Annotated in this window: 13 protein-coding genes; 7 read left to right on the top strand and 6 right to left on the bottom strand. The window is 61.2% G+C overall.

Annotated elements, in window-relative coordinates; genetic code table 11:
* Positions 1-70: 70 nt before the first annotated feature.
* The gene (gpt, locus tag I6L45_RS10775) at positions 71-538 is read right to left on the bottom strand and encodes a xanthine phosphoribosyltransferase (RefSeq protein ID WP_043762384.1); all 468 of its coding nucleotides are present in this window, start codon (positions 536-538) and stop codon (positions 71-73) included.
* 934 nt (positions 539-1,472) lie between these two features.
* Here gpt and I6L45_RS10770 point away from each other — a divergent pair.
* Positions 1,473-2,924, top strand: coding sequence for an aminoacyl-histidine dipeptidase (locus I6L45_RS10770; RefSeq protein WP_043762385.1), 1,452 nt, complete (start codon positions 1,473-1,475; stop codon positions 2,922-2,924).
* Positions 2,925-3,543: 619 nt separating this feature from the next.
* Here I6L45_RS10770 and I6L45_RS10765 read toward each other — a convergent pair.
* From I6L45_RS10765 to I6L45_RS10745, 5 genes are all read right to left on the bottom strand, one after another.
* Positions 3,544-4,545 (bottom strand): ABC transporter ATP-binding protein, encoded by a 1,002-nt coding sequence (locus I6L45_RS10765; protein WP_216982053.1) that lies wholly within the window; start codon positions 4,543-4,545, stop codon positions 3,544-3,546.
* 100 nt (positions 4,546-4,645) lie between these two features.
* Complete coding sequence (locus tag I6L45_RS10760; RefSeq protein WP_216982052.1) at positions 4,646-5,683, bottom strand: ABC transporter ATP-binding protein; 1,038 nt, start codon at positions 5,681-5,683, stop codon at positions 4,646-4,648.
* 10 nt (positions 5,684-5,693) lie between these two features.
* Entirely contained in the window at positions 5,694-7,511 is a 1,818-nt protein-coding gene (locus tag I6L45_RS10755; protein ID WP_216982051.1) for an extracellular solute-binding protein, read from the bottom strand.
* 82 nt (positions 7,512-7,593) lie between these two features.
* Positions 7,594-8,637: an ABC transporter permease gene (locus tag I6L45_RS10750; protein WP_216984199.1), complete on the bottom strand. Its 1,044-nt coding sequence runs from the start codon at positions 8,635-8,637 to the stop codon at positions 7,594-7,596.
* 8 nt (positions 8,638-8,645) lie between these two features.
* A complete protein-coding gene (locus tag I6L45_RS10745; protein ID WP_043762394.1) occupies positions 8,646-9,671 on the bottom strand; it encodes an ABC transporter permease subunit in 1,026 nt (341 codons plus the stop codon).
* A 737-nt stretch (positions 9,672-10,408) separates the two neighbouring features.
* Between I6L45_RS10745 and I6L45_RS10740 the strand changes: the two genes are divergently transcribed.
* The 6 genes from I6L45_RS10740 to I6L45_RS10715 all read left to right on the top strand — a co-directional run bounded on the left by I6L45_RS10740 (position 10,409) and on the right by I6L45_RS10715 (position 16,917).
* Complete coding sequence (locus I6L45_RS10740; protein WP_216982050.1) at positions 10,409-13,015, top strand: TonB-dependent siderophore receptor; 2,607 nt, start codon at positions 10,409-10,411, stop codon at positions 13,013-13,015.
* A 102-nt stretch (positions 13,016-13,117) separates the two neighbouring features.
* On the top strand, positions 13,118-13,882 hold the full coding sequence (locus I6L45_RS10735) for a DUF3450 domain-containing protein (RefSeq protein ID WP_216982049.1): 765 nt from the start codon (positions 13,118-13,120) through the stop codon (positions 13,880-13,882).
* Positions 13,879-15,252, top strand: coding sequence for a MotA/TolQ/ExbB proton channel family protein (locus tag I6L45_RS10730; RefSeq protein ID WP_043762400.1), 1,374 nt, complete (start codon positions 13,879-13,881; stop codon positions 15,250-15,252). The genes I6L45_RS10735 and I6L45_RS10730 overlap by 4 nt, the downstream gene beginning before the upstream one ends.
* Positions 15,253-15,262: 10 nt before the next feature.
* Positions 15,263-15,790, top strand: coding sequence for a MotA/TolQ/ExbB proton channel family protein (locus I6L45_RS10725; protein ID WP_043762401.1), 528 nt, complete (start codon positions 15,263-15,265; stop codon positions 15,788-15,790).
* A 67-nt stretch (positions 15,791-15,857) separates the two neighbouring features.
* The gene (locus I6L45_RS10720; protein ID WP_005327075.1) at positions 15,858-16,265 is read left to right on the top strand and encodes a biopolymer transporter ExbD; all 408 of its coding nucleotides are present in this window, start codon (positions 15,858-15,860) and stop codon (positions 16,263-16,265) included.
* 16 nt (positions 16,266-16,281) lie between these two features.
* Positions 16,282-16,917 carry an energy transducer TonB gene (locus I6L45_RS10715; protein ID WP_043808277.1) on the top strand — a complete coding sequence of 212 codons (636 nt, stop codon included), beginning with the start codon at positions 16,282-16,284 and terminating at the stop codon, positions 16,915-16,917.
* The last annotated feature ends 7 nt before the right edge of the window (positions 16,918-16,924 follow it).

Raw genomic sequence — 16,924 nt, 5'->3', positions numbered from 1 at the left:
GTTGGGCCCCATAAGGGGCCCAATTACACCATCCCGGCACCAGAATGTGCCTGCGGAGGCGGCGTGGCGATTACTCTTCGTCGCAGATCGGCTTGGCGAACTCCAGCGCCATGTCCCAGGGCTGCTCGATCCAGGTGTCCTGCGGAATGGCAACTTCGAAGTCATCCACCAAAGGCTCGCCCATGGGCTTGGCGAAGATGGTGATGAACTTGGCACGCGGGTAGAGCTCGCGGATCGCCTTGGCGGTGCCGCCGGTGTCCACCAGATCATCCACCACCAGCCAGCCTTCGCCGTCACCGGCCGTGGTCGCGGCCTTGACGACCACCAGCTCGCGCTGGTTGTCGTGGTCATAGCTGGAGATGCAGAGAGTCTCGACATTGCGGATGCCCAGTTCACGGGCCATCAGAGCGGCAGGCACCAGACCGCCGCGGCTGACGGCGATGATCCCTTTCCACTGGCTGACGGGCAGTTGACGACGGGCCAGGCGGCGCGCTTCACGTTGCAGGTTGTCCCAGGACACGTAGAATTTTTTAGGCATGCTGTCGATCTCAACGAGTTATAAGGCAATCACTTAAGAAGCAAGGCCCCCGGCAGACACCGGGGAGCCGGTCAATTCTGGCGCCCCGTTTCCCGAATTTTGCTTGCACGTTTGCCGCCTCAGGGCTGGCGCCTCGGTGGCAAACACGGATGCAGTGAACGCAGGGATTGGGGGTAGCTGGCGGCCAGGTCGGGCAGGATCCCGAGCTCGGGCCGGCTGTTGGGCCGGTATGATAGCACCCTTTATCGATAAAATGCGTGGCAAACGTATGCGAAAAACAGGAAAAGTCGGCCATCTTCCGCCAGTCTGGCGCAGGATGGGACAGGTTTTCGCCAGCAGGGTGCTCATTCGGGTTACCCACACCACATATCAGGTAGCGATCGGGTAAAAAAATAGCAGGGGGAGGATGAAGTCCTCACACGCCTGCTGCTTGACGGGTTGCCTGTCTGCCTCAGCGGCGACCGGCGTAGGGATTCGGGTAGTTGAAGCCCTGGGTATAGAGGGATTGGGCAAACCAATAGGTTGAATTGCTGCCTGACATCATGAACTCCTGATTGCTTAACAAGTTACGTACCTTAATGCGGGTTCAAATCCTTGAACGGACACTCGGTTCCATGGAGGCGCACTTGCTTTGCTTCGGTTCCCTGGAGGCATTCATTGTCATCCTGACAAGTGGGGTGACCACGGCGGCTAATTTACCATCCATCGCCAAAAAGACAATATTTTTGTGATGCAACTCACAAATTCCATGTTGTGCTGACCGAGCGGCACAGAGCAGTGAAGTTCGCCATGCAAGCACCCTTTACCAGCACAAGTAGACCGCTATTTGCGCTGATCGCTCACATTTTTGCGTGATTGACTGTATTATCGTTATCCTCTTCCCCGGCCCGCAGATGGGGCCCCGACAATTTCCATGCTGGTAAGGAGTCCCGACGTGGCACAGCTTAGTTCTCTGTCTCCCAAATTGATTTGGCAATTCTTCGAGCAGATCTGCTCCATCCCCCACCCCTCCAAGCACGAGGCCCAGCTGAGCGCCTGGATAGTGCAGTGGGCCCAGGGAGAAGGCCTGGCGGTAAAACAGGACGCCGTGGGCAACATCATCATCAAGAAGCCGGCCACGCCGGGGATGGAAAACCGCAAGGCCGTGGTGCTGCAGGCCCACATCGACATGGTTCCCCAGGCCAACGCCGATACCCAGCACGACTTCACCAAGGACCCCATCGATGCCTATATCGACGGTGAATGGGTCACCGCCCGTGGCACCACCCTGGGTGCCGACAACGGCATGGGCATGGCCGGCTGTCTGGCCGTGCTGGCCGACAAGACCATCAAGCACGGCCCGCTGGAAGTGCTGCTGACCACGGACGAAGAGACCGGCATGACCGGCGCCTTCGGTCTGGAGGCCGGCTGGCTGGAAGGGGAGATCCTGCTGAACACCGACTCCGAAGAAGATGGCGAGGTCTACATGGGCTGCGCCGGCGGGGTCGACGCCAATATCCGCTTCCCCCTGGAGCGGGTCGCCGCCACCGAGGGTGAAGGGTTCGAACTGCAGGTGAAAGGCCTGCGCGGCGGTCACTCCGGGGTCGACATTCACCGCGGTCGTGGCAACGCCAACAAGCTGCTGGTACGTCTGCTCAAGGCGGCCGAGCCGCTCGGCGTGCGCCTGGCAGATATCAGTGGCGGTACCCTGCGCAACGCCATCCCGCGCGAGGCCCGCGCCACCCTGCTGGTGCCCGCCGCCAGCGTGAACGACTTCAAGGCTCTGGTCGACCGCTACACCGGCATCTACCAGAGCGAGCTGGCCGCCACCGAGGCGAACCTGACCGTGCTGCTCAACAGCCAGGAGAAACCGGCCCAGCTGATGAGCGAATCCCTGCAGGCCCGCCTGCTGGACGCCCTGATGGCCTGCCCGAACGGGGTGATGCGCATGAGCGACGCCATCCCGGGCGTCACCGAGACCTCCACCAACCTGGGCGTCATCAAGACGCTCGAGGGGGAAGTCTATGTGCAGTGCCTGATCCGCTCACTCATCGACTCCGGCCGCGAGAACATCGAGCAGATGACCCGCTCCCTGTTCACCCTGGCCGGCGCCAGCTGCGAATTCACCGGCGCCTACCCGGGCTGGGCCCCGAATGTGGACTCCCCTGTGATGGCGCTGGTACGCAACAGCTACCAGACCCTGTTCGGCGAGATGCCGAACGTCATGGTGATCCATGCCGGTCTCGAGTGCGGTCTGTTCAAGAGCGCCTACCCGGAGTGGGACATGGTCTCCTTCGGTCCCACCATTCGCGGCGCCCACGCGCCGGGCGAGAAGGTGCACATCCCGGCGGTCGAACGCTTCTGGCAGCTGCTGGTCCACGTGCTGGAACATATCCCGGCCAAATAAGCGTTTTGGTCACGCCTCAAGATGCCCCGCCCCGTGCGGGGCATCTCGTTTCTGCCTCCCTCTCCGTCCGCTTCCTCCCGCCAGCCTCTCCTCCCTCTTCTCAACACCGGGGCTTGAAAGCGTATCCATAAGCAACCCTGAAATTGAAAACCTTTTCCATGATTTATGTAAATTTACAACACAAAAAGTTGATCCATGTCACACAAACCCCTAGGATCAAACCGTGACCCAGGTCACACACAACCCATGATGACCAATGATGAGGTGAATATATGTTTGAGAACCTGGCAGTGCTGTTCCACCTGAAGGGTGCCACCAGCAAGAAAGGCGTTGAAGAGAAAGTCACTTATGCGCCTGCAACCCGCAACTACTACTTCCGCTATGGCGCCTGATTTCGTTCGCCCGGAAGTTGAAGTTAGCAACGTAAATAAATTACAAAACAATCCAGCAATCCACACTACAGCTACCCCTTCGGGGCGCTGTCCCGCCCGGGCCAGATGTTCCACGGCCAAACCTGAACTCCAACCATGAAGATGGGGCCCACAGGCCCCATTTTTTTATTCCGTCTCCTCGATGTCGCCGGGTTTCGATACCGGCCGTGACGAGGTGGACACCGGTATCACACCGCCTTTCCCAGTGGTGCCGCCTCCGCCGGAGGCAAGGGGAAATGGCAGGCCACCTGGTGGCTCACCCCGCCGCATGACTCGAGCCCGGGTGAGGTGCTGCGGCACAGATCCGTCGCATAGGGGCAACGCTGATGAAAGTGGCAGCCACTCGGCGGCGAGATAGGGGACGGCACGTCCCCGGTCAGCAGGATACGCTGGTTGCGCCTGCGGGGATCCGGCACCGGAATGGCCGAGATCAGCGCCTGGGTATAGGGGTGACGGGGGGCCAGATAGAGTTCCTGGGCCTCGGCCAGCTCCACGATCCGTCCCAGGTACATGACCGCAATCCGGTCGGAGATGTGTTTGACCACCGACAGATCGTGGGCGATGAAGATGATGGCCAGGTTCATCTCCCGCTGCAGGGTGAGCAGCAGATTCACTATCTGGGACTGCACCGAGACGTCGAGGGCCGACACCGCCTCGTCACACACCAGCAGCTTGGGCTTGAGGGCGATGGCGCGGGCGATGCCGATACGCTGGCGCTGACCGCCGGAAAACTCGTGGGGGTAGCGATCCGCCGCACTGCCGGGCAGCCCCACCTTGTCCAGCAGATCCCGGACCCACTCCCGCCGCTGCGCCGCCGTGCCCTTGCCGTGGATGATGAAGGGCTCTTCCAGGATCTGCCCCACGGTGTGGCGGCCGTTGAGGGATTCTGCAGGATCCTGAAACACGATCTGCATCTCCTGGCGCAGGGAGCGCATCTCCCTGGGCGAGAGGTGGGTGATGTCTTTCCCCTCGAAGGTGATGGAGCCAGCGGTCGGCTCGAACAGCTTGAGCAGCGAGCGCCCCAGAGTGGATTTGCCGCACCCCGACTCCCCCACCAGGCCGAGCGTCTCCCCCTGCCTGAGATCGAAGCTGATGCCATCCACCGCATAGACGGTGTATTGCTTGCGCAGGAAGCCGCCCCCCATCTTGAAGTGCTGCTTCAGGTCCCGTATGGATAATAACATGCTCATCGTGCACGCCCCCGCTCGCCCGGGCCGAAGGATGGCCATGATTCCATGCCCTCCCCGCAGCCGAGCTGCCGTTTCCCATCCCGAACCGACAACAAGATGCTCATATGCTCAACTCCTTCCAGTGGTGGCAGGCCACGGCGTGGCGTTCGGTCAACGACTCGGTCACCGGTATGGTCTCCACGCAGAGTGCGGTGGCGTGGGGGCAGCGGTTGGAGAAGCGGCACCCCGCCGGCATCTCGTGCAGGGCGGGTACCTGGCCCTTGATGGTCTTGAGCAGGCTCTTTGGCACATCTTCCAGACGCGGGATCGAGGCCATCAGACCATGAGTATAGGGATGGCGCGGGTGGTCAAACAGCTCGAAGATGTCTGCCCGCTCCACCGCCCGGCCCGCATACATCACCACCACCTCGTCGCATAGCTCCGCTACCACCCCGAGATCATGGGTGATGAAGATGATGGCCATGCCGGTCTGGGCCTGCAGCGCCTTCATCAGATCCAGGATCTGGGCCTGGATGGTGACGTCCAGCGCCGTGGTCGGCTCGTCACAGATGAGCAGGTCGGGCTCACAGGCCAGGGCCATGGCGATCATCACCCGCTGGCGCATTCCCCCCGACAGGTTGTGGGGGTAGGCCGCGAAACGCTGGGCCGGCTCCGGAATGCCCACCTTCTGCAGCATGGCGATGGCGGCCTCCCGGCGCTGGGCCTTGCTGTAGTCGGGTCTGTGCAGCGAAAACACCTCCATCAGCTGATCCCCGACCGTCTGCACCGGGTTGAGCGCCGTCATGGGCTCCTGGAAGATCATGGAGATGCGGTTGCCGCGCACCCTGTACATCTGATCCGGCGGCAGGGAGAGCAGCTCCTCCCCCTGAAAGCGGATGGAACCCGCCACCACCTGGCCATGGGGCTTGGGCAGCAGGCCCATGATGGCGAGCGAGGTGACGCTCTTGCCACAGCCGGACTCGCCGACTATCCCCAGGGTCTGGCCGGGGGCGACCTGGAAACTGACCCCGTCGAGCACCTTTATCTTGCCGTCGTCGACGGCGAACTCCACCTCGAGATCGCGCACCTCGAGGATGGGGGCCTGGTGCGACCCCTCACGACCCCGGGTGCCGAGCAGAGGAGACTCTGTCGCTGCCATCGTCTCTCCCTCAATGATGTGCATAGGTCTTGTCGATCAGGGTGATGGGGGCAAGCGCCTTGTCCGCTTCCTTGGCTTGGCGGGTCTCCTCCTTCACCTTGGGATCGATCCAGAGCAGGCCGCCACTGCTGTGGGGGTAGCCGTCCATGGGCCAGTAGAGCTGATCCGGGGTGTTGCGGGTGGCGGGTACCTCGGGCAACATCACGTAGCGCCAGCTGCTGGCCCGCACATAGTTGAGCTGAACCCCGGGCACGAAGATGGCGAGATCATAGATGCGCTGCTGGATCTGGCGGGAGATCTCCGCACGCTTGCCCATGTCGAACTCGACGTTGTAGGCGTCGATAAGATTATCCAGCTCCTTGTCGGCCACGTTGAACAGGTTGTTGGTCTGGGGCTTGTTGGCGTTGTCCGAGTGGAACGACTCCCAATACTGCGGATAGAGGCCGCCCCCCCCCCAGCCGAGCCAGGCCGCCTCGTGTTTCTTCTCCAGCATCACCTTGAAGCCGGTGGCGCCGTCCACCAGGTTGAGCTCCAGATCCAGGCCAGCCTTCTTGGCCTCTTCCTTGAGCACAGTCAGTCGCTTGGAGTGCTCCTGGCTGGTGTAGGTGAGGGCCAGGGTCAGCCGCTCCCCCTTGTCATTCTGCAGTATGCCGTCCGGCCCCGGCTTGGCGTAGCCGCCCTTGGCGAAGTACTCCCGCGCCTTGGCGATGTCGTAGGCGCGCTCGGGCAGGGTCATGTCGGTGAACTCGCCAAAACCCGAGCCGAAGGTGGTGGCCCTGTCATAGTCGCCGCGCAGCACCGTCTCGATCATCTTGTCGAGGTTCATGGCGTGCTGGATGCCGAGGCGCACGTTGATGTCAGCAAGCTTGGGGTTGCTAACGTTGAGGTGAACCCCCTGCCCCCCCTGCTTGGTGTCGGTCATGGCCATCACCTTCTGCACATAGCCCTTCTTGTACTCCGGGGTCACGGCCTTCTCATGCCACCAGTTCGGCAGGATCATCTCGAAGGTGTCCAGCTCCCCCTTCAGGAAGTGGCGGAACGCGATGTTGTGGTCCCGGATCACCTGCACCTTGATGGTGTCGAGGTTGAACCTGTGCTGGTTGTAGCGATCGTCTTTTGCCCACCACTCCTTCTGCTTGCTGAAGGTCACGGACTTGCCCTTCTTCACGTCGCTCATCACATAGGGACCCGTGGTCGGCACCACGGCCCAGTTGTACTGCTTCACCCAGTTCGGGCCCATCTTGTAGTAGTGCTTGGGCTGGGGCCAGAGCTCTGTGGTGTTGAGGAGATCCAGCTTGGCCTTGCGGCTGCCCGCCTTCACCAGGATGGTGTGGTCGTCAATCTTCTCCACCGCCACCACCTCTGTGGTGTAGTAGTTGTTGAACCAGGGGCCCTTGATGTCCTTGGAGCGCATCATCTCGTAGCCGAAGGTGTAGTCATCGGCGGTGACGGGCTTGCCGTCCGACCATTTGGCGCGCGGGTCGAGCTTGAAGTAGACGGTCTGGCTGTCCGGCGCGATGGCCCAGGCACTCGCGAGGGAGGGGATGGGATTGCCCGTATTGGGGTGGAAGCTGATGAGCCTCAGCTGGTTGTCCAGGATGAAGGAGCGGAACGCGCCGTTGGAGTCGGGGCCCACGGTGCGAAACGTCAGCGGGAAGCTGTCCACGAACATGGTGATGCTGCCGCCAGGCAGCGCCTTGGGGGAGGCGAACACGGGGTCGGTGTCGTTGGTCTCCCACTTGAGATCCGCAGGCAGGCTGGCCGCCCACACCCAGGTCCCGTTAACCAGCAGAAAAAGTGCACCTATCCATTTGATTTTATTGTTCATATTTGACTTCCTGGTCATACCCCTTCACTGGGGGCTTCTCGATTAAGGGTCATCACTGTGCGGCCATACCTGGCGCCGCACCTCACTGATAGCGGGTAAACTTGCGCGGGTCGAACGCCTCCCGGATGGCCTCGCCGATGAAGGAGACCATGATGAGCACCAGACTCACCGCCGCCACCACCGAGCTCACGATCCAGATGGCGTCCAGGTTGTTGATCCCCTGGGAGAGCAGTTCTCCCCAGCTCGGGGTCGGCGGCGCCAGACCAAAGCCCAGATAATCCAGCGCCGTCAGGGTGGAGATGTTCCCCACCACGGCAAAGGGCGCCAGGGTGACGATCATCATCAGGGTGTTGGGCAGGATGTGGTTGAAGATGATGCGCCCCGTGCCCGCGCCCTGGGCCCGCGCCGCCATCACATAGTCCCGCGCCCGCTCCTTGTAGGTAAGGGTGCGCATGTACCAGGTGATCCCCATCCAGCCGAACAGCACGTTGATGCCCACAAACAGGCCGAAGTTCGGCTTGGCCAGGGAGACCAGGATCATGATGACGTAGAGGAAGGGCACCTGGGACCAGATCTCGATGAAGCGCTGCATCAGGAGGTCAAAACGACCGCCGAGGAAGCCCATCATGCAGCCGATGGTGACCCCGATGACATAGCTCGCCACCAGGGCGATGAAGGCAAAGCCGATGGCGATGCGAAAGCCGTAGACCAGGCGCGCCAGCACGTCGCGACCGCTGGTGTCGGTGCCGAGGAAGTGACGCTCCTCAAGGCTCGGGGCATAGGGCGGATAGGCCTCCTCCTTGAAGTCCTGCTCATAGGGATTCCAGGGCACCAGCGGCAGCAGCACCCAGTCCCCCTTCCCTTCCTGCTCAAGCTTGGCTTTCAGTTGGCGATAGTTGGTCTCGTACTCGTAGTCGAGCCCGAACTGCTGACCCGGGATCACGTCGCCATAGGTGGGGAAGTAGAGCTCCCCCTGATAGCTCACCGCCAGCGCCCGGCTGTTGACCAGGAGCTCCGCCAAGAGGGAGATGATCACCAGGGCCGAGAAGATGATGAAGGAGTAGTAACCGCGTTTTATCGATTTGAAACGCTTGAGTTTTTTTAGCGTTACCGGATTCAGGTTCATGTTCATGCTCACTCTCCAAACCGCACGCGTGGATCGACCAGGGCCACGCAGATGTCGGAGACGATATTGCCCACCAGCATCAGCAGGGAGGTGATGGCCAGAATGCCCATGACGGTGGGGTAATCCCGCTCCACGATGGCCTCGTAGCCGAGCAGGCCGATGCCGTCGATGTTGAAGATGGTCTCGATGAGGAAGGAGCCGCCGAAGAAGACGGTGAGCACTGACCCCAGGTGGCTCGCGATGGGGATCAGGCTGTTGCGCATGGCGTGATCGGTGACCGCCTTGCGAAACGGCAACCCCTTGGCCACGGCGGTGCGCACGTAATCCGCCGACAGGTTCTCCATCAGGCTGTTCTTCATGGTCATGGTGAGGATGGCGAAATCCCCGATGGCGTAGGCGATGAGGGGCAGCAGGGCGTGGGCGAAGACGGTGCGGATCTGATCCCAGCTGCTCTCCATGTATTCGAAATCGTCCCCGGGGAAGCCCCCCATGGGCAGCCACTCCAGATGGAAGGCGAAGACGGTGATGAGGAAGATCCCCACCACGTAGGCGGGCAGCGCATAGGCCATGTAGATGAGCATGGAACTGAGCGAATCGAAGCGGCTGTTGTGCCTGAGCGCCTTCGCCACCCCGAGCGGGATGGAGACGGCGTAGCTCAGCAGGAAGGTCGCGAGCCCGAAGAAGGCGGTCACAGGCAGGCGATCCTTGATGAGATCCCACACCGGCTCGTAGTAGCGGGTCGACTCGCCGAGATCCAGCACCGCCAGCTTCTGCAACCACTCCCAATAGGCGATCAGCATGGGCTTGTCGAGACCGTAGAACGCCTTGAGCTCCTCGATCTGCTCATCGGAGAGCGCCTGTGCCCCCTTGCTGCCACTGGAGCGACCGCTCTCGTTTTGCGAGACCTGTGCCTGGAGCAGCATGCGCTCGACCGGGCCGCCCGGCACGAAGCGGGTGATGGTGAAGACGAGCAGGGTGATACCGAGAAACGTCGGGATGATCAAAAGCATCCGACGTAGGAAATACGACAGCATGGTGGAACCTCGTCCTTGTTGTTCTTTTATGGCCAGTCACATCCGATGACGAGCCTATCCTTCCTGGCATTACTCACTGAATTGCCTGTTATCGGCAGACAATCCGGCTCGGTCACTGTAAAAGCTCTGCAACAAAAATCAAGTAGAACCAGGTCATTGCTCCTGGGAGTCACTTGCAGCACAACCCGCTGATATTTTTTTCCAAAAAAGCCAACTTCAATATAAAAAACTGCTACGCCCTGTCATGAAACTTGTTTTTAATAATTAAAATAATAATTAAATGCCTGTTTAAACAAACAAAAAACCAATACAAATCAATCACATAGCCATGGTGACATCCGGTGCCATTTTTACCTATATAGAGAAGAAGGGGAATGCCGGAACCTCCTGGCTGAACCCATACTGACTCCTTCGCCAATATAGATAAAAACACTGTAAAAATGTCGTTTTACGATATCGAACCAGACCCGACAGACGCCTTATCGATAAGTTCAAAAATAATAAATAAAATCGCAAAGAAGGGCCTTAACAACATCTTTACAAAACACGAGGCATTTCTTTCGGAATAAAACACCAAAAACAATCAAACAATTGCCCATAGTCATCTAATTAGTTCCGTCGCCCCCATCCTTGCCGCTCCATTTGACGTCAATCATCAAACCTTGATAAGCCTTACGCACCGCTCCAACGAGGGCGGTATGGAAGCAAACAAAAAACAATCAGGAAGGATACTAGCGATGCTTAGGAAAAGCAGACTCTCTGCTGCCGTCGCGTTTGCCTTGGCGAGCGCGGCAGTAGTGGCTACCCCTGTCCTGGCCGAAGAGGGCCAGAACGTCGAAAAACTGCAAAAAATCAAGGTCACCGGCTCGCGGATCTCCCGTGTCGATGTGGAAGGCGCCACCCCGGTCGTCTCCGTGACCAAGGCAAAAATCGAACAGTCCGGTCAGCAGACCGTCGCCGATTACCTCAAGCAGGCCTCCTACAACTCCTTTGGTGGCGTCTCCCCGGCTTCCGGCAGCTCCTTCCAGTCCCAATCCACCGTCGGCCTGCGCGGCCTGGGTTCAGAGCGTACCCTGGTCCTGCTGAACGGCAAACGGGTGGCGGGCTCCCCCACCATGGGCGGTACCTCCATCAACCTGAACACCATCCCCATGGCTGCCGTTGAGCGGGTCGAAGTCAACCTGGACGGCGGCTCCGCCATCTACGGTTCCGACGCCATCGGTGGTGTCATCAACGTGGTGCTCAAAGAGGGCTATGAAGGCCTGACCTTCCAGGGACGTCTCGGCTCCCCGACCGAAGAGGGTGGTGACGAGAAGAGCGGCTCCATCGTCGCGGGCGTTGCCGGCGAGAAGGGCTCCCTGATGGCGGTCTACGAGCACGACAAGAAGGACGTCATCTACAGCCGGGATCGCGATTATCTCTCCAAACAGGGCAACGATGCCCCCAGCGCCTATGGCCGCAACGTGGAAGGGATCACCGGCCTCGATGCAAACGGGGATCCCATCTGGAAATACGGTCCCCTGGCCGGCGCCACCAATGCCGATGGCACCTGTAAGTCCCCCTTCGTCGGGTTCGAGGACGGCTGTAACTTCAACTACGGCCAGGTGGCGGCTACCACGGCCTCCCGCAGCCGCGACACCCTGTACGTGAACGGTCGCTATCACATCAACGACAACGTCGACTTCGTGCCGCAGCTCATCGGCTCCCGGGTCGAGAGTTTCGGCCGCTTCGCCCCTGCCGCCGGCGCCTTCACCATCGATCCGGCCAACCCGAAGAACGCCCAGTTCTTCGCCGACAACGGCCTGGATGCCGCCGCCACCCAGGGGCTGGGTGAGGCAGCCTATGCCTACTACCGCTTCAACAACGTCGGCCCCCGCGACAACCTGGTCACCGACATGACCGGCAGCATGAACCTGGGCTTCGAGGGTACCATCACCACCGAAAGCGTCGGCGACATGCAGTGGAACGCCGGCTACATGTACTCCAAGACCGACAACAAGGAGAACGGCACCGGTTACGTCCTGAAGTCCGCTGCCCAGCAGGCAGTGGCCGACGGCAAGTTCGTCGGTGGCGAGTTTGATCCCAAGACAACGGCCTCCATGGCCGCCGACACCAGCCGCCGCTCCACCATGGACTTCTACCAGTGGTACGCCGGTGTCCAGTGGGACATGGGTGAACTGCCGGCCGGTCCGGTCAGCTGGTATGCGGGCGCCGAGTACAACGACTGGGTCTATACCGACAAGTACGATGCTCAGTCCGAGGCCGGCAACATCATCGGCTCCTCCGGCAACTCCTCCGGTGGTGTCCGGGATGTGACCGCCGCCTACATCGAGTCCCTGGTGCCCATCACCGAGCAGATCGAGCTGAACGTGGCCGGTCGCTTCGATGACTACAGCGACTTCGGCAGCGCCTTCTCCCCCAAGGCGAGCCTGCGCTACCAGCCGCTGGACAACCTGATGCTGCGCACCTCCTGGTCCCGTTCGTTCCGCGCCCCGAGCCTGAGCGACCTCTATGCGGCTGACTCCTTCTCCGCCGACTGGGCCAAGGACTATGTCTACTGCGAGGCCAACGGCATCTCCGCCGCCGACTGCCCGAACCGTCAGTACAATACCACCCGTACCTCCAACGAAGAGCTGAAGGAAGAGACCGCGGATACCTGGAACTTCGGTGTGGCTTACAGCCCGCTGGATGACCTGAACTTCTCCCTGGACTACTACACGATCAAGATCGACGACGTGATCCAGCTGAACTCCCTGCAGTCCGTCATCTATGACGAGCTCAACAGCGGCGGCTCCAGCTACATCACCCGCAACAGCCAGGGCAAGATCAGCGGCGCCATCGCGCCCATGGTCAACCTGGGCACCCTCAAGACCTCGGGTCTTGATCTGAAGGTGGACTACAAGTACGACCTGAACTACGCCACCATCCGCTACGACCTGGGCGGTACCTACATCCTCGAGTACGAGGAAGGTCTGTACGCCGGTGGCCCCGTCATCGACAAGATCGGCCAGAACGGTCTGCCGCAGCTGCGCTTCAGCTCCGGTGTCGGCGTCAATGTTCCCCAATGGTGGAACATGGATACCTACCTGAGCGCGAACTACATCGACTCCCAGAGCCAGGACTATATCGCCGATACCGGTGAGGAAGTGGGCCACATCGCGTCCCAGACCACCTGGAACCTGAACGTCGGCGTGGATGCACCCTGGGATGGCAAGATCCAGGTCGGCGTGAAGAACATGTTCAACGCGGGCCCGTCCCTCGAGAGCGATGGCTTCACCTACGACGAAGACCTCTACAGCATCGACGGTCGCATCTACTACCTCGACTACAGCCAGAAGTTCTAATTCACCTGCAGATGACAAGCCGGCCCGTTCGGGCCGGCTTTGCCCCATGCCCCAAGGAAGTTACGGAGATAGGGTAATCCTATGAAAACAAGGACAATTACAATGAAGAAAGCGCTCCTCGGCAGCCTGGTTTCGGCTGCCTTGCTGACCAGCTTCAATCTGAGCGCCGCCTCTGCCGGTCAGGCAGTGGACGCTCAAGCCGCCACCGACAATGCATCCAAAGTTTCCCAGCAGAAGATCGACAACTACGCCGAGTCTGCCGAGTCTGCCCTGGCCCAGTACAAGGCCGCCCTGCGTCAGGTCGACAGCCTGCGCACCTACAACGAGCAAGTGGGCAAGATGGTCGAGTCCCAGAGCGCCGAGCTCGCTTCCATGCAGAAGCAGATCGCCCAGATCGACCAGACCAGCACCGAAGTGGTGCCCCTGATGCTCAAGATGATCGACTCCCTCGATCAGTTCGTCTCCCTCGACCTGCCGTTCCAGAAGGTGGAGCGTGAGGACCGCGTGGCGGCCCTGACCGACCTGATGAACCGGGCCGACGTCACCATCTCCGAGAAGTACCGCAAGATCCTCGAGGCCTACCAGATCGAGGAGGGCTTCAGCCGCACCATCGAGTCCTACAAGGCGAGCCTGGACAAGGATGGCAGCGAGAAGACCTACGAGTTCCTGCGCGTGGGCCGCATCGCCCTGCTCTACCAGTCCCCGGATGGCAACGAGACCGGCATGTGGAACAAGAAGACCCGCCAGTGGGAAGAACTGCCCCAGGAGTATCGCAGCGCCGTCGAACAGGGCCTTCGCATCGCCAAGAAGCAGGCGCCCCCCGCCCTCATCAAGCTGCCGGTTCAAACTGCGGAGAAAGCATCATGAAAGGAATCAAACTCGCCATTGCCTCCCTGATTGCGGGGGCCACCCTGGTCACCTTGCCGGTGACCGCCGCCGAGAAGCCGGTGGATCTCAATGCCCTGCTGAGCCAGGTGAAAGCCGCCAGCGCCAGCGAATCCCAGATAAACAAGGAGCGGGAAGCCCGCTTCCTGGCTGACAAGAACGAGCAGGGCGCCCTGCTGGCCAAGGCCAAGGCCGAGCTCGCCGCCGAGACCGCCCGAGGTGAACAGCTCAAGGCCACCTTCGATGCCAACGACAAGCAGCTCACCGAGCTGACCGAGACCCTGCGCCAGCGCTCCGGCAACATGGGCGAGATGTTTGGCGTGCTGCGCCAGTTCGCCGGTGAGTTCAAGGGGATCTTCAACGCCTCTGCCCGCCGGGTCGAGCACCCCGAGCAATCCGCCCTGCTGACCCGCCTGGCCGAGAGCAAGGAGCTCCCCTCCAGCGATGACCTGACCGCCTTCTGGACCACCACCCTCAGCCGCATGGTCGACGGTGGCAAGGTGAGCCAGCTCCCGGCCACCGTGGTCTATGGCGAGGGCAACCAGGCCGAGAAGACAGTGACACAGATCGGCGAGTTCAACACCGTCTCCGAGGGCAAGTACCTCACCTTCGTGCCGGAGACCGGCAAGTTCGAACAGCTGCCCCGCCAGCCGGACAAGGCGGTGCTGGAGCCCGTTGCCGACTTTGAGCAGGGCGACGGCAGCATCAAACCCGTGTTCATCGACCCGTCCCGCGGCGTGATCCTCTCCCTGCTGGTACAGTCTCCGACCCTGAAAGAACGGATCGATCAGGGGGGTGAAGTGGGCTACGTCATCATGGTACTCGGCGTGCTTGGTACCCTGCTGGCCCTGTTCTGCGGTGCCCGCCTCTCCCTCATCGGCGGTTCCATGCGCAAGCAGCTGAAGTCCGAGCAAGTCATCAAGGGCAACCCCATCGGCGAGATGCTGGTGGCCTACCAGGAGCACCGCGGTGACAACATCGAGGATCTGGAGTCCAAGCTCGACGAGATCATCTTGCGCAACGTGCCCAAGTTCGAGAAGGGCATCAGCATCATCAAGCTGATCGCCTCGGTCGCCCCGCTGCTGGGTCTGCTGGGGACAGTGGTCGGGATGATCGCCACCTTCCAGGCCATCACCCTGTTCGGTACCGGCGATCCCAAGCTAATGGCGGGCGGTATCTCCGAAGCCCTGGTGACCACCATGCAGGGTCTGGTCGTGGCCGTGCCCATGCTGTTCCTCTACACCATAGTGCAGACCCAGAGCCGCCGTCTCATCCAGGTCCTGGAAGAACAGAGCGCCGGCTTCGTCGCCCGCTATCAGGAACGTCTGCACGCCGCCAAGGCCGCAGCCTAAGGAGTCACCCATGTGGTTCTGGTTGATTGAAGAAGTCGAGTCGGTCCGCCGGTTTCTGGGATTGGGGGGCGACGTGCTGGTCGCCCTGTTCTTCCTGACCCTGATGATGTGGGCCCTGCTGCTGGAGCGCTGGTTCTACTTCATGGCGGTCTACCCCAAACAGGTGAAGCAGACCAAGGCGGCCTGGCTGGCCCGCACCGATCATCTCTCCTGGTCCGCCAAGCAGATCCGCCGCGAGCTGGTCTCCCGGGTCTCCATGGCCGTGGACAAGGGGATGCCGGTCATCAAGGTGCTGATCGCCCTCTGTCCGCTGATGGGGCTGCTGGGCACCGTGGTCGGCATGGTGCAGGTGTTCGACACCCTGGCCATCACCGGCACCGGCTCCCCCAGGGCGATGGCCTCGGGGATCTCCAAGGCGACGGTACCGACCATGGCGGGCATGATTGCCGCCCTTTCCGGCCTGTTTTTTGTCAACCAGCTCGATCACAAGGCCAAGCTGGCCGTGCAGAAGCTGGAAGACAACCTGAAACACGGCTGATGCAGGATGCACATCCCCGGCCGGGCCTGGCCCGCCGGGGCACAGAACAAGCAAGGAGTTTTTTGCCATGAGAAAACGTCACAGCGACAGCGGTGCGGACGAGGCGGCCATCGATTTGACCCCCATGCTGGACATCGTGTTCATCATGCTGATCTTCTTCATCGTCACCACCTCGTTCGTCAAGGAGTCCGGCGTGGAGATCAACCGCCCGAGCGCCAGCACGGCCGAGACGGTGAAGAAGGGGAACATCATGGTCGCGGTCCGCGAGAACGGTCAGGTCTGGGTCGACAAACGGGTCGTCGAGGTGGGCGCGGTGCGTGCCAACATCGAGCGGCTGCGGGCGGAGAACCCGGAGAGCGCCGTGGTGATCCAGGCCGATACCGAGTCCCGTTCCGGGCTGGTGGTCCAGGTCATGGATCAGATCCGCATGGCCGGTGTCCAGAACATCTCCATCGCGGCGAGCAAGAGCAGCTGATGCCGGAGCGAGCCCTATGAGATACCTGATATCGTTAGCGGTCTCCTGCGTGGTGGTGTTCTTCCTGTTCCTGGGAATGAACAAGCTCATCACGCCGGATCACCGGGAGCTGACGGAGCGGGAGGACGTCACCATGACCGACTTCATTCGCCTCAAGCCTCAGGAGACCTTGCAAGAGAAGCAACGGGAACTGCCCAAGCCGCCGCCCCCGAACCGTCCGCCCCCCCCGCCCGAGATGGAGGTGGCGAGCACGGACAGGCCGCAGATGGAGAGCTCCCCCATGGACATGCCCAAACTCGACATCCCGGTCAACATCGGTGGCGGCAACGCCCTGGGTGCCTACAGCACCGGCGGTGGCGGTGGTGGCATCGGCGGCAACAACGGCGCCATCCCGATGGCGACCTTCGAGCCCATGATGCCCCGTAAGGCGGCGCTGGCCGGCCTCGCCTCCGGCAAGGTACTGGTGGAGTTCACCGTCACCGAGCGCGGCACCGTCAGCAACATCCGGATCGTCAAGGAAGAGCCCCGCAGCTATGACCTCGGCAAGGCAGCGCGCCAGACCATAGCCAAGTGGACCTTCAAGCCGGCCATGGTGGACGGCAAGCCGCAGGCCAGTCGCATGCAGCAAGAGATCGAGTTTGCGACCAACTAAGGAAGGT

Source organism: Aeromonas sp. FDAARGOS 1415 (assembly GCF_019048365.1).
Lineage (GTDB): Bacteria > Pseudomonadota > Gammaproteobacteria > Enterobacterales > Aeromonadaceae > Aeromonas > Aeromonas taiwanensis.
The sequence above is the reverse complement of the archived record's forward strand: the minus strand, read 5'-3'. Positions and strand labels throughout refer to the sequence as shown.

Excerpts from the sequence above, each read along its gene's own strand:
- gpt (WP_043762384.1), bottom strand. The coding sequence starts at position 538 with ATGCCTAAAAAATTCTACGTGTCCTGGGACAACCTGCAACGTGAAGCG.
- I6L45_RS10765 (WP_216982053.1), bottom strand. The coding sequence starts at position 4,545 with ATGAGCATGTTATTATCCATACGGGACCTGAAGCAGCACTTCAAGATG.
- I6L45_RS10760 (WP_216982052.1), bottom strand. The coding sequence starts at position 5,683 with ATGGCAGCGACAGAGTCTCCTCTGCTCGGCACCCGGGGTCGTGAGGGG.
- I6L45_RS10755 (WP_216982051.1), bottom strand. The coding sequence starts at position 7,511 with ATGAACAATAAAATCAAATGGATAGGTGCACTTTTTCTGCTGGTTAAC.
- I6L45_RS10750 (WP_216984199.1), bottom strand. The coding sequence starts at position 8,637 with ATGAACCTGAATCCGGTAACGCTAAAAAAACTCAAGCGTTTCAAATCG.
- I6L45_RS10745 (WP_043762394.1), bottom strand. The coding sequence starts at position 9,671 with ATGCTGTCGTATTTCCTACGTCGGATGCTTTTGATCATCCCGACGTTT.
- I6L45_RS10740 (WP_216982050.1), top strand. The coding sequence starts at position 10,409 with ATGCTTAGGAAAAGCAGACTCTCTGCTGCCGTCGCGTTTGCCTTGGCG.
- I6L45_RS10735 (WP_216982049.1), top strand. The coding sequence starts at position 13,118 with ATGAAGAAAGCGCTCCTCGGCAGCCTGGTTTCGGCTGCCTTGCTGACC.
- I6L45_RS10730 (WP_043762400.1), top strand. The coding sequence starts at position 13,879 with ATGAAAGGAATCAAACTCGCCATTGCCTCCCTGATTGCGGGGGCCACC.
- I6L45_RS10725 (WP_043762401.1), top strand. The coding sequence starts at position 15,263 with ATGTGGTTCTGGTTGATTGAAGAAGTCGAGTCGGTCCGCCGGTTTCTG.
- I6L45_RS10720 (WP_005327075.1), top strand. The coding sequence starts at position 15,858 with ATGAGAAAACGTCACAGCGACAGCGGTGCGGACGAGGCGGCCATCGAT.
- I6L45_RS10715 (WP_043808277.1), top strand. The coding sequence starts at position 16,282 with ATGAGATACCTGATATCGTTAGCGGTCTCCTGCGTGGTGGTGTTCTTC.